Annotated in this window: 10 protein-coding genes; 9 read left to right on the top strand and 1 reads right to left on the bottom strand. The window is 42.1% G+C overall.

Annotation, left to right across the window (positions count from 1 at the left end):
• Positions 1-98: 98 nt before the first annotated feature.
• Positions 99-1,238 carry an AI-2E family transporter gene (locus tag JOD45_RS07830; RefSeq protein WP_239549146.1) on the bottom strand — a complete coding sequence of 380 codons (1,140 nt, stop codon included), beginning with the start codon at positions 1,236-1,238 and terminating at the stop codon, positions 99-101.
• Positions 1,239-1,647: 409 nt separating this feature from the next.
• On the opposite strand from JOD45_RS07830, the gene JOD45_RS07825 reads away from it, so the two are divergent.
• The 9 genes from JOD45_RS07825 to rpoE all read left to right on the top strand — a co-directional run bounded on the left by JOD45_RS07825 (position 1,648) and on the right by rpoE (position 13,741).
• A complete protein-coding gene (locus JOD45_RS07825; protein ID WP_205003334.1) occupies positions 1,648-2,157 on the top strand; it encodes a DinB family protein in 510 nt (169 codons plus the stop codon).
• Between the two features lie 202 nt (positions 2,158-2,359).
• Positions 2,360-4,468: a (Fe-S)-binding protein gene (locus JOD45_RS07820; RefSeq protein ID WP_205003333.1), complete on the top strand. Its 2,109-nt coding sequence runs from the start codon at positions 2,360-2,362 to the stop codon at positions 4,466-4,468.
• A 107-nt stretch (positions 4,469-4,575) separates the two neighbouring features.
• A complete protein-coding gene (locus tag JOD45_RS07815) occupies positions 4,576-5,754 on the top strand; it encodes an acetyl-CoA C-acetyltransferase (protein WP_205003332.1) in 1,179 nt (392 codons plus the stop codon).
• A 59-nt stretch (positions 5,755-5,813) separates the two neighbouring features.
• A complete protein-coding gene (locus JOD45_RS07810) occupies positions 5,814-6,668 on the top strand; it encodes a 3-hydroxybutyryl-CoA dehydrogenase (RefSeq protein ID WP_205003331.1) in 855 nt (284 codons plus the stop codon).
• A 13-nt stretch (positions 6,669-6,681) separates the two neighbouring features.
• Positions 6,682-7,821 carry an acyl-CoA dehydrogenase gene (locus tag JOD45_RS07805; protein WP_205003330.1) on the top strand — a complete coding sequence of 380 codons (1,140 nt, stop codon included), beginning with the start codon at positions 6,682-6,684 and terminating at the stop codon, positions 7,819-7,821.
• 65 nt (positions 7,822-7,886) lie between these two features.
• Positions 7,887-9,029, top strand: coding sequence for an acyl-CoA dehydrogenase (locus tag JOD45_RS07800; protein WP_205003329.1), 1,143 nt, complete (start codon positions 7,887-7,889; stop codon positions 9,027-9,029).
• Positions 9,030-9,120: 91 nt separating this feature from the next.
• Entirely contained in the window at positions 9,121-9,807 is a 687-nt protein-coding gene (locus JOD45_RS07795) for a TetR/AcrR family transcriptional regulator (RefSeq protein ID WP_205003328.1), read from the top strand.
• The gene (icmF, locus tag JOD45_RS07790; RefSeq protein ID WP_205003327.1) at positions 9,785-13,051 is read left to right on the top strand and encodes a fused isobutyryl-CoA mutase/GTPase IcmF; all 3,267 of its coding nucleotides are present in this window, start codon (positions 9,785-9,787) and stop codon (positions 13,049-13,051) included. Before JOD45_RS07795 ends, icmF begins: the two co-directional genes overlap by 23 nt.
• Positions 13,052-13,240: 189 nt before the next feature.
• Positions 13,241-13,741: a DNA-directed RNA polymerase subunit delta gene (rpoE, locus tag JOD45_RS07785; RefSeq protein WP_205003326.1), complete on the top strand. Its 501-nt coding sequence runs from the start codon at positions 13,241-13,243 to the stop codon at positions 13,739-13,741.
• The last annotated feature ends 30 nt before the right edge of the window (positions 13,742-13,771 follow it).

The raw sequence follows: 13,771 nt of genomic DNA, 5'->3' as shown, positions 1-13,771 counted from the left end.
ATGTTTAGATTATGGTATTAAATGATTTTTTATCCAAAATCAGCTTAAATATTAAATCATAAGCCAACCCCTGGTATATGTCAGGAGTTGGCTTTCATTCAATCAATTTTTGTATCGGCATATATCCCGGAATGGAGGCGGATAAAGCGGTAGACATGAGTGACGATAACTTTTAGAATGGCATAACCGGGTACGGCCAAAATAATGCCGATGATTCCGAAAAGATTGCCCGCGGTCAAAATAACAAAGATGACTGTAATGGGATGAACATGCAAGCTTTTGCCCATCACTTGCGGTGATATGACTTTGCCTTCGAGCAGCTGAACAATAACCCAGACTATCGCTAATTTCAAAACCATAAAAGGCGACGTTACAAAGGCTATGACGAGGGCTGGCGAAATCGCAATAATTGGACCCAGATAAGGGACAACATTCGTGACCATAGCGATGACTGCTAATAATAAAGCATAAGGCAGCCCGATAATCAGATAACCAATAAATAGCAATATCCCTAAACAAACAGCGACAAAAATTTGCCCGCGAATATACGCGCTTAATGCATGGTTCATATCCCCTAAAATCTCTTTTGCCTCATCTTGTGATTGATTGGGCAGAAATTTGACAATGTATTCAGGAAGTTTCTTGCCATCCTTTAACAAATAGAAGAGCAAGAAAGGGAAGACGACGATAGATAAAATCACTTCAGTAAGTGTGCCGACAAAGCTGACGATGCCTTGAGAGAAATTTGAAACATATTTGCTGAGATCGCCGGATATATTTTTTGCTATTTTACTAATGTCGGAGTTTATGGATGCTCCGGCTTTTTCGACAAGTCTGCTTTGCGTCACATCCTTGATAAGGCTTTGCACTTCTCGGGTCAATCTAGGAATATTATCGATTAGACTTTGTATTTGATCGCTTAAAGGCGGAATAACGGAGCCGATAATCAATGCAATAATCCCGATGATGATGAGATATAATGCCAAAATAGATATGATTCTTTTAATGCCTATTCTTTCTAAGACATTAATAATGGGATTGAACAGGTAGAAACAGACGCCGGCTAATAAAACAGGTAAAAAAATCGTTTCTATAAAAATCATGACCGGTTTTAAAATAAAAACGATTTTAGATAAAGAAAAAATAGTGATACTCATGATAAAAATAATCATGACCCACACAACAAATTTATTATTTAAAACTTTTTCTCTGAAAAATGTTCCTTTTCTAGGCTCCAACCCTTTCACTCCTTATATTTAGAAATATTGAGTGTACCGTATAGTAAGCATTATATCCCCATTCTACTCATAAACTCCAGTATATAAAATAAAAAATGACCAATTTTGTAAAGAAAACTCGGCTGGTGAAAAATCTCAAAGAAAGTGATGAGACAGTCCTATTCCTGAAAATAAAAGAGACTGTATTGAAAAAATATTTCTGTTTCTTTAAAGGAAATAAGGCCGCTTGCTTCGAAAGATTAATATGACAGTTAAAAAATAAAGTGCCGATAAGCTATATAGAAACGATGGAAGAATTCAAGGAAGATGCTATTCGAAATCTCGATGCGAAATGTGAACGCTTAAATGCTTTTGATTTTTAAGAGGCTGCAAATGATCCAAGCTATTCCTATTTAAGGAGTGTGGATGCATGAATGTTTTAATGAAACAGTATAATTGGGTTAGTTCTACAAGGGAGCAATTATTTAGATACTGCGAGACATTGAATCCTGCTGATTATATAAAGGAATTAGGGGAATTTGGAGGCAATTCAATTCGAAACCTCCATGTGCATGTCGCAGAATGTTATCAATCATGGCTAGGAATTTTCGGATTAAAGAAGAATATTACTCTTGTTGAACCTTCTTCTGTAAACAAAGTCCAAGAAATTCGTCAAATTTTTAATGAAATAAACAATCTTGTTTATGAATTTATTAATAAGTTCGAAGGGAATTGGGATTATATCCTTACTGGTTATGTACCTTGGAGTCATCAAGAAGAGGGGCTAACAGCTATGTGGCTTTATACACATACTATTACTCATGAATTTCATCATAAGGGGCAAATTGTCTCAATGGGGCGGCAGTTAGGCTATATTCCTTTAGACACAGATCTTATTGCTCCATCTGAACTTAAAAAGTTTAACATCGATTTGTATTGAAGGGGATGCCATATATATCAAAGACTTTCGGAGGTTTGTCCCTGAATCGGCTGAAGATAAAATATCTGCTATTCAAGAAAAGTATTTAAAAATACTGACTGAATGCTCACTCATTTTTGAAAATATGTTATAATTGGTGACAGAAAATTTTATCCATTCCGAATCGTTTGTTTCAATCTTTGGGATAGGAAGGAGAGGGCTCATGAATTCATTACTTATCGTTAATTGGGTGGCTTCCTTGATTGTAATCGCTTACGGTGTTTATCTGTTTGCCCATGTTTTGAAAACGCGATACGAATTTATCAAATTAGGCAAAAAAGCAGAATGGGAACAAACAATGAAAGACAGGTGGAAGGCCATTGGCGTTTACGTCTTTGGGCAGAAGAAACTGCTCAAAGATAAGAAAAGCGGCATCATGCATGTCATGATGTTTTATGGATTTATCCTTGTTCAATTCGGCGCCATTGATTTAATTTGGAAAGGACTTGCTCCGGGTTCCCACTTACCGTTTGGACCGCTTTATCCGGCTTTTAAATTGCTTCAAGAAATTGTTGTTTTAATGATTCTTGTTGCGGTTATTTTTGCTTTTTACAGGAGATATATTGAGAAGCTTGTCCGTTTGAAGCGCGGTCTAAAAGCCGGACTGGTTTTGATATTTATCGCAGGTCTCATGATTTCTGTATTATTGGCAGACGGTATGGAGATCATTTATCAGCATGATAACTATACTTGGATGCAGCCAATGGCTTCTGGCATCGCTTATATTTTTCATTGGATCAGTCCGCTTGCTGCACACGTTGTCTTTTATGTCGCTTGGTGGGTGCATTTACTGATCTTATTAACATTCCTTGTCTATGTACCGCAATCAAAGCACGCCCATTTGATTTTCGGGCCGGTCAACGTGTTTCTCGGACGCACTCATAAAGTTGGGCGTTTAAAATCTATTGACTTTGAAGATGAAACACAAGAAACTTTCGGTGTTAATAGCATTGAAGAATTTACGCAGAAACAGCTTGTTGATTTGTATGCATGTGTCGAATGCGGCCGCTGTACGAATATGTGTCCGGCGACGGGGACAGGTAAGATGCTCTCGCCAATGGATATCATTGTTAAGCTTAGAGATCACTTAACCGAATACGGGGCGGCGGTGACCTCAAGGACGCCATGGATGCCTGCCTATGCTTTTGCCAATACAAAAGCTAACCAATTAGCGGCTGCATCAAGCGTAAGCAGCCGGCAAGAAACAGCCGCTGCCGGGATTGTCTCCGGGGGCATTATCGGCAATGTTATAACGGAAGAGGAGCTGTGGTCTTGTACAACTTGCCGAAACTGTGAAGACCAATGTCCGGTCATGAATGAACATGTAGATAAAATTATTGACTTAAGGCGCTACTTAGTTCTTACAGAAGGCAAGATGGACCCTGATGCACAGAGGGCGATTACTAATATTGAACGACAAGGCAATCCATGGGGGCTTAACCGCAAGGAACGCGAGAATTGGCGCACAAGCCGTGATGATATTGAAGTGAAAACAGTTAAGGAAATGGAAAAAGCAGGGGAAACATTTGAATATCTGTTTTGGGTAGGCTCAATGGGTTCATATGATAATAGGAGTCAGAAAATTGCTTGTTCTCTGGCAAAGGTTATGAATGAGGCTGGTATATCTTTTGCTATTTTAGGAAATAAGGAGAAAAATTCTGGGGATACACCGCGCCGGATTGGCAACGAGTTTTTATTCCAAGATCTCGCTCAGAAAAATATCGATTTATTTAAGAAACACAATATCAAGAAAATCATTACAGCAGATCCTCATGCATACAACACATTTAAAAATGAATATCCTGAATTCGGTCTTGAAGGCGTTGAAGTGTACCATCATACTGAGCTGATTGACCAATGGATCAAGGAGGGCAGAATTACTCCTCAATATGAAGTGAAAGAACGTATTACTTACCATGATTCTTGCTATCTTGGCCGTTATAACGAAGTTTATGATCCGCCGAGGGAAATTTTAAAGGCCATTCCGGGTGTGGAATTAGCAGAAATGAAGCGGAATCATGACACCGCCATGTGCTGCGGTGCCGGCGGCGGCATGATGTGGATGGAAGAACGTACAGGAAACCGCGTCAATATAGCGAGAACTGAGCAGGCTTTAGAAGTAAAGCCAACAGTTATCAGCAGCGCCTGTCCATACTGTTTAACGATGATGAGCGACGGGACAAAAGCAAAAGAAGTAGAAGATCAAGTTGGCACTTACGATATTGTGGAATTAGTGGAAAGGTCAATTATTCCGCCTGATGAAGCGGTGTAGAAGCCCCTTGCTCAGGGGTTTCCTTTTCAAAGTGATATTGAGCGAGCGTTCAATCGGTAATCAATTCTGATTATGTAAACCACATACAAAATAAAGGGGGAAGTCATGTGGCAAAAACAGTCATTGTCAGTGCGGCACGAACACCTTTTGGGAAAATAGGCGGGAGGTTATCCTCTTTGTCAGCCGCAGAGCTTGGAGGAATATCAATCAAAGCTGCGGTAGAAAGGGCACAAATTAAACCTGAACGAGTCGAAGAAGTCATTATGGGTACGGTGCTTCAAGGCGGCCAAGGGCAAATTCCGTCGCGGCAAGCCGCCCGTCATGCCGGCCTGCCGTGGACAGTCAGAACGGAAACGATTAATAAAGTATGCGCTTCGGGATTAAGAAGCGTCACGCTGGCCGATCAAATCATTCGCTCCGGCGACGCCAGGGTGATTGCTGCCGGAGGTATGGAATCTATGAGCAATGCGCCGTATGTACTTCAGGAAGCGCGCTTTGGACATAAGATGGGCAACATGCCGTTAATAGATTTAATGGTTCATGATGGGTTGACCTGTCCGTTTAATCATCTTCATATGGGGATTTATGGTTCGGAAACAGCAAAAGCCTATAACATTTCAAGAGAAGAGCAAGATAAATGGGCGCTGCGCAGTCATGTGAGGGCGGCCAAGGCGATTAAAGAAGGCAATTTTCTAGAAGAAACCGTTCCTGTCGAAGTTCCGCTCAAGCGCGGCCAATTAATAACTGTTGAAACGGATGAATCGGTAAGAACTGATACAACATTGGAGAAGCTGGCGGCTTTAAAACCCGCTTTTAGCAAAGACGGCACTGTTACTGCCGGGAATGCGCCAGGCGTTAATGACGGGGCCGGGGCCTTCATATTAATGGATGAAGACCATGCCAGACAAGAAGGGCTGCAGCCGTTAGCCACTATCCTTTCACATGCAGCCATTGCGGTGGAGGCTAAGGATTTCCCTGAAACACCGGGACTTGTCATTAATGAATTGTTAAGAAAATCAGGCAAAAGTCTAGATAGTATTGATTTGTTTGAAATTAATGAGGCTTTCGCTGCGGTTGCTTTAACGAGCCAGAGAATAGCTGATCTTGATCCGGAGAAAGTCAATGTGAATGGCGGGGCAGTCGCGCTTGGCCACCCTATTGGCGCAAGCGGTGCAAGAATATTAATGACATTAATATTTGAGCTGAAACGCCGCGGCGGGGGACTAGGAATAGCCTCAATATGCAGCGGCGGCGGTCAAGGCGATGCGATTTTAGTTGAAGTCTAGAAAATCATACATTAATTAAAAAGACGTAAAATTCCGTGTTGGAAAAGGAGAGATTACTCATGAATATTAAAAAAATAATGGTGATCGGTGCCGGGCAAATGGGCGCCGGCATTGCCCAAGTATGTGCGGTCTCCGGTTATGACGTTATTTTGCATGATACGAATGCTGAAGCGTTAGATCACGGTTTTAAAGGCATTGAAAAACGGCTGGCTCGCGACGTTGTCAAAGGGAAATTATCTGAAGATGATAAGCATGCCTCAATACTTCGGATAAAGAAAACGGATGCCATTGATGAAGCGGCAAATTGTGATCTCGTCATTGAAGCCGTTGTTGAAAATATGGATGTCAAAACAAAGATATTTTCGCAGCTTGATCAAATAGCGCCAGCGCATGCGATTCTTGCCACGAATACATCTTCCTTGCCGATTACAGAAATTGCTGCAGCCACGAAGCGCCCCGATAAAGTCATCGGCATGCATTTTATGAATCCGGTGCCTGTCATGAAGTTAGTCGAAGTGATTCGCGGACTGGCGACTTCTGATAAAGTGTTCGAAACGATTAAGCAAACGGCTGAATCACTAAATAAAACAGCAGTTGAGGTGAATGATTTTCCGGGATTCGTATCTAACCGTGTCTTAATGCCAATGATTAATGAAGCGATTTACACTGTTTATGAAGGGGTTGCTGAACCGGAAGCTGTTGATGAAGTGATGAAGCTCGGGATGAATCATCCGATGGGCCCTTTGACACTTGCTGATTTTATTGGTTTGGATACGTGCCTTTATATCATGGAAACGCTTCATGAAGGTTTTGGCGACGATAAGTACCGACCGTGTCCGCTCCTTAGAAAGTACGTTAAAGCCGGATGGCTTGGAAAAAAATCCGGGCGGGGTTTTTATTCATATTCTAAGTAAAGGCGGGTGTCTGATGGATTTACTTTTTACAAAAGAACAAGAAATGATGCGAAAGATGGTTAAAGATTTTGCTGAAAAAGAAATCGCCCCTTTCGTTGACAAAATGGAAGAAGAGGATATTTTTCCATTAGATATTGTTAAAAAGATGGGAAGCCTCGGCCTTTTAGGCATTCCGATCCCTGAAGCCTACGGCGGATCAGGCATGGATTTTATCTCTTATATTATTGCGATTCATGAATTATCTAAGGTTAGTCCAACAATCGGCGTTATTATGTCCGTTCATACGTCTGTCGGCACAAATCCCATCCTTTATTTTGGAAGCAAAGAACAGAAAGAGACTTACATTCCGAAGCTTGCATCAGGAGAATATATTGGCGCCTTTGCTGTTACTGAACCTGGCTCAGGCTCGGATGTATCCGGCTTAAAAACAAAAGCTGTCCGAAACGGCGATCACTATTTATTAAACGGTTCCAAAGCTTTTATTACTAACGGCGAAGCGGCTGATACATTTGTAACCTTTGCCAAAACGGATCCCGAGAAAGGAAAGGACGGGATTACCGCGTTTATTGTCAAAAAAGGAACTGAAGGCTTTTCGATCGGCAAGAAGGAAAAGAAAATGGGGCTGAACGGCTCCAGCACTGTTTCGCTTAACTTCGATCATGCTAACGTTCCAAAAAAAGATCGTCTGGGAGAAGAAGGTCAAGGATTAAAGATTGCTCTGGGAAACCTTAATGTTGGCCGCATCGGAATTGCAGCTCAGGCGCTTGGCATAGCTGAAGGCGCATACAGTCATGCGGCAGCCTACGCAAAAAGCCGCGAGCAATTTGGCCAATCAATCGGAAAACAGCAAGCGATCGGCTTTAAACTCGCTGATATGGCAGCAAATATTGAAGCTGCCAAACTATTAGTCTACCAAGCGTCATACCTCGTTCAAACCGGGAAGCCTTGCCGCAAAGAAGCATCGATGGCCAAACTGTTCGCCTCCCGAACGGCTGTTCAAACGGCTATCGAAGCTGTGCAAATATTCGGAGGCTACGGTTATACAAAGGATTATCCGGTAGAACGATACTTTCGCGATGCCAAAGTCACCGAAATTTATGAAGGAACAAGTGAAATTCAACATCTAGTCATCAGCAAGCAATTATTAAGCTAATTTATCCACAGTTTCTGGGATCAGGCCTAAAAACTGTGGATAACATCTGGAAGGTGGAACAATATATGAATTTTCAACTTACGGAAGAACACGAAATGCTTAGGAAAATGGTGCGGGATTTTGCTAAAAAGGAGGTAGAACCGACGGCTGCTGAACGTGATGAAGAGGAACGCTTTGATCGAAGCATTTTTAACAAAATGGCTGAATTAGGTTTAACGGGAATACCTTGGCCTGAAGCCTATGGCGGCATTGGCTCGGACTATTTGAGCTATGTCATAGCGGTAGAGGAACTGTCGCGGGTTTGTGCTTCTACAGGCGTAACACTGTCTGCACATACGTCGCTCGCAAGCTGGCCGCTGTACAAATTCGGCACAGAAGAGCAAAAGCAAAAATATCTTAAGCCGTTAGCGCAAGGCGAGAAAATAGGTGCCTATGGTTTAACAGAACCTTCATCCGGCTCAGATGCCGGTGCAATGAAAACGACAGCAAGAAAAGACGGCGGCGGTTATATCTTGAATGGCACGAAAATTTTTACAACAAACGGCGGCGAAGCAGAAATTTACATCGTCTTTGCCTTGACAGATCCTGAATTGAAGCATAAAGGAGCAAGTGCCTTTATTGTTGAAAAAGGAACACCAGGTTTTTCTTTTGGCAAAAAGGAGAAAAAATTAGGCATTCGATCATCGCCGACATTAGAATTAATTTTTGAGAATTGCTGGGTGCCAAAAGACAACCTTCTCGGCAAAGAGGGGGAAGGGTTCAAGATTGCGATGATGACTCTGGACGGCGGCCGCAACGGCATCGCTGCCCAAGCGGTTGGAATTGCTCAAGGGGCGCTTGATGCGGCGGTCAACTATGCAAAAGAACGTGAGCAATTCGGAAAGCCAATCGGACGCTATCAAGGTATTAGCTTCAAACTCGCCGATATGGCAACAAAAGTAGAAGCTGCTCGTCTGTTAACCTATCAAGCGGCATGGCTGGAGGGAGCAGGACAACCGTACGGGAAGGCGTCGGCAATATCGAAACTTTTCGCTGGAGACACAGCAATGCAAGTCACAACTGATGCGGTCCAAGTATTCGGCGGCTATGGCTATACGAAAGATTATCCTGTCGAGCGTTATATGCGCGATGCGAAAATTACCCAAATCTATGAAGGCACTAATGAAATTCAAAGACTGGTTATCTCAAGGTATTTATTAAAAAATTAAGGGGATCAGTTCCTGTCTGGCGTCTAAGTAATCCCCATTATTCACTTTATCCACAATTTCACGGGGGCAGACCCATTTTAAGGGGGACGTGATGGAAGAAAAGAAAAGTGTAGCAACATCTGTGAAAAGCGAGGAGCTTATCCAAAAACGGCGTAAACAGCTTATTAAGGCAGCCGTCAAGCTCATTACTGAAAAAGGATTTCATAAAATGACGACAAGGGAAATTGCTAAGGCTTGCGGGTTCAGCATTGGAACGCTGTATGAGTATATTCGCTCTAAGGAAGATGTCCTTTACCTTGTCTGTGATTACATTTATGAGCAAGTCAGCACCCGGCTGAAAGAAAACGTTGATTTAACCGGCGACGGGCTCCAATGTCTGCGTGACGCTATAGCGACTTTTGTTGCGGTCGTCAATGATATGCAAGATGAAATTCTTATTATGTATCAAGAAGTAAAATCATTAACACGCGACGCATTGCCTTATGTCTTAAATAAAGAATTAGAGATGGCGGCTATATTCGAAGATATTCTTAAATTTTGCATCAGTTCCGGGCAGCTGAAGCTAACGGATAAAGAAATTAAATTGTATGCTCATCATATTCTCGTTCAATGTCAAATGTGGGCATTCCGCCGCTGGGCATTCAAAAAGGACTATTCAATCACGGAATTCCAAGATATGCAAATCAAAGTGTTGTTATTCGGATTAAGCCATATTGAAAAGCATCCATTCTCTATAGAAGGGGAGAAGAATAACCATGTCGGAAGTACAGGTCTATAAACCGAAAAATCACGTTCGCTTTGTGACGGCATCAAGTTTGTTTGACGGACACGATGCTGCAATTAATATCATGAGAAGGATTTTGCAATCAAGCGGTGCCGAAGTCATTCATCTTGGCCACAACCGGTCTGTTGAGGAAGTGGTTCAAGCGGCCATTCAAGAAGATGTCCAAGGCATTGCTATTTCCAGCTATCAGGGCGGTCATATTGAATATTTCAAGTATATGTATGATTTGCTGCAGGAAAAAGGCGCTTCCCATATTCGCATATACGGCGGCGGAGGCGGTGTCATTATTCCCAAGGAAATAAAAGAGCTGCATGATTACGGGATTTCAAGGATTTTCTCGCCGGATGACGGCGCAAAATACGGTCTGCAAGGCATGATTAATATCATGCTCGAAGAGTGTGATTTTCCAACGGTCACGTCTTTGAATAATGAGATTGAACTGGCCCAAAAAGGCGATTTTATGTCGATTGCTAGATTAATTACCGTTGCCGAGAACGGTGTTAAGACTTCTCAAGAAATATCTGCAGCGCTTGATGAGATTAAATTATCTTCACCATTTAAAGACACCCGGCAAGCGCCGCCCGTGCTTGGCATTACGGGAACCGGGGGCGCAGGTAAAAGCTCCTTGACTGATGAGTTAGTGAGAAGGTTTATTAACCAGTACCCTGATAAGAAGATTGCTATTCTTTCCGTCGACCCGACCAAACAAAAAACCGGCGGCGCACTGTTAGGGGATAGAATCAGAATGAACGCTATCCATCATCCGAATATTTATATGCGCTCGCTTGCAACAAGACATTCGAAATCTGAGCTGTCCGCAGCGACGCAGGATGCCCTTGAAATCGTAAAAGCAGCCCCGTTTGATTTGATTATTGTTGAAACGAGCGGGATTGGCCAAGGCGATGCGGAAATTACCGAGATTTCAAACGTATCAATGTACGTGATGACCAGTGAATACGGCGCCCCTTCACAATTAGAGAAAATTGATATGATCGATTATGCTGACTTAATCGTCATCAACAAATTTGACCGCAAAGGCTCCGAAGATGCCTTGCGTGACGTAAGAAAGCAATACCAAAGAAGCCATATGCTGTTTAATTCTCCGTTAGAGGATATGCCAGTGTACGGTACAATCGCCAGCCAATTTAATGACTACGGGACCAATCGGCTGTTCCGGGCTCTTATGGAAACGATCAATGACAAATGCCAGCTCGAACTGCCCGTCCCAAAGACAACGGATTTAACGGTTAAGCAGCAAAGTGTGATTATTCCTCCAGAACGGTCGCAATATTTGTACGACATTGTCAGAACGGTCAGAGACTATCATCAATTTGTAAAAGAACAGGTAAACATTGCTCGGCGTGCCTTTCAAATTGACGGAACTATCAAAGTTTTGGGAGAAGAGCAGGCAGATATCAATGCCATCGAACAGATGGAAAGCCTAAAACAGAAATGGCTTGAAAAACTTCATCCTGAATCAAGGAAAATATTAGCCGGATGGGATGATCTAAGAAAAAAATACGCCGGTAAGACTTTCACATCTATCATTCGCGGCAAGGAAGTCGTTACTGAAATAACAACAAAAAGCTTGTCAGGGTTAGATATTCCTAAAGTCGTTTTACCAAAATATGAGGACTGGGGCGAAATTCTAAAATGGGTTTACAAGGAAAATGTCCCAGGATCATTTCCATTCACTGCCGGGGTCTTTCCATTCAAGCGAAAGGGCGAGGATCCAAAAAGGCAATTTGCGGGTGAAGGCACACCGGAAAGAACGAATAAAAGATTTCATTATTTATCAAAAGATGATGATGCCAAACGGCTGAGTACTGCCTTTGATTCTGTGACGTTATATGGTGAGGACCCTGACCGCCGGCCGGACATCTACGGCAAAATCGGCGAGAGCGGTGTCAGTGTTTGTACCCTTGATGATATGAAAAAGCTTTATGACGGTTTTGATTTGTGCGCACCGTCAACATCGGTATCGATGACTATTAACGGCCCTGCCCCGATCATCCTTGCTATGTTTATGAACACTGCGATCGACCAGCAGCTGAAACGATTTGAAGAAGAAAACGGCCGCAAACCTAACCAGACAGAAGCCGAAGAGATTAAGGCACGCACGTTATCAACAGTTCGCGGTACGGTGCAAGCGGATATTCTTAAAGAAGACCAAGGGCAAAACACTTGTATTTTCTCTACTGAATTTGCTTTGCGCATGATGGGCGATATTCAGCAATATTTTATCGATAACCGTGTAAGAAATTATTATTCTGTATCAATTTCCGGCTATCATATTGCTGAGGCGGGTGCTAATCCTATTTCACAGCTGGCTTTCACATTAGCTAACGGATTTACTTATGTAGAATATTATCTTAGCCGCGGCATGCATATTGATGACTTTGCCCATAATTTATCCTTTTTCTTCTCGAACGGCCTTGATCCAGAGTATTCAGTGATCGGCCGCGTTGCAAGGCGCGTTTGGTCAACGGTAATGCGCCGAAAATACGGAGCAAATGAACGGAGTCAAAAGTTAAAATATCACATCCAAACATCAGGACGGTCGCTTCATGCTCAAGAAATTGACTTTAATGATATTAGAACGACACTTCAAGCGCTTATGGCCATTTACGATAATTGCAACTCGCTTCATACCAATTCTTATGATGAAGCGATAACAACGCCATCAGAAGAATCAGTCCGAAGGGCAATGGCCATCCAAATGATTATTACTAAAGAACTTGGTTTAGCCAAAAATGAAAATTCCTTGCAAGGGTCATTTATAATAGAAGAGCTGACTGATCTTGTCGAAGAAGCTGTTCTCAGCGAATTTGAACGAATCAATGCACGCGGCGGCGTTCTAGGCGCAATGGAAGTTCAATATCAGCGAGGGAAAATTCAGGACGAATCAATGCTATATGAAATGAAAAAACATTCCGGCGAACTTCCAATTATCGGTGTGAATACGTATCTAAATCCTAACAAAGAAGAAGAGAAAGAATTGGAACTTACACTGGCCAGGGCAACAAAGGAAGAGAAAGAACAGCAAATTAAAAATCTTAATGCCTTCCAAAAGGCTCATGAATCCGAAGCGGAACAAGGCATTGAAAAATTAAAAACAACGGCACTTGAAGGAGGCAATATTTTTGCCGAACTAATGGAAACTGTCAAAGTTGCAAGTCTTGGACAAATCACGCAAGCTTTATATGAAGTTGGAGGAAAATATCGCCGGAATATGTAAGAGATAGATGGAATTAAAATGAGGCGGCTTCGTTCCTAATAAACGAGGTCCGCTATTTTTCTTTATTTTTTCTAAAATGTAGCATACTCGCTCGTTTTTTGTTTATAATGGTTGATATGTACAAGGGCATGTTCAAAAGGGCTTTTTGAACATCTTCTTAGCTAACGGACGGAAAGGGTGTTAATTCTTATGACGGAGCAACAACTGTCTCATGATAAGCCAATGATAGAAAGAGTTTACGATATCTTAGAAGAAGCTAAACAGCCAAGAAACTTCTATGAATTAGCTGACCAAATCGTTGGAAACGAACTTTCAGATGAAGAAAGGGTAGAAGCGCTTGCAAGGCTTTTTACAGATATGAACCTTGACGGGCGTTTTCTTAACATCGGAGAAAATTCCTGGGGTTTAACAAGCTGGTATCCGATTGAACAGCGTGAAGATGTAGCGCTGCACCTGACTTCTAAAAAGAAAAAGAAAAAACAAGAAGACGATGACTTCGATGATTATGATGTACTCGATGAAGACCTTGATGAAATAGACGAAGATTTTGATGAAGAAGATTTTGATGAAGAAGATTTTGATGAATACGCAGATTACGACGATGATGATGACGATAAAGATGTAGATCATGATTTAGTTGAAGACGAAGATGAAGACTATGCAGAGGACAATGAGGAAGAAGGCAAATAGTATAAAAAGGTAGTTGCCTCATCCCGCATA

The sequence above is a fragment of the Scopulibacillus daqui genome, assembly GCF_016908855.1.
In the GTDB taxonomy this organism is placed as follows: Bacteria; Bacillota; Bacilli; order Bacillales; family Sporolactobacillaceae; genus Scopulibacillus_A; species Scopulibacillus_A daqui.
This window is presented reverse-complemented; position numbering and strand designations above follow the sequence as displayed.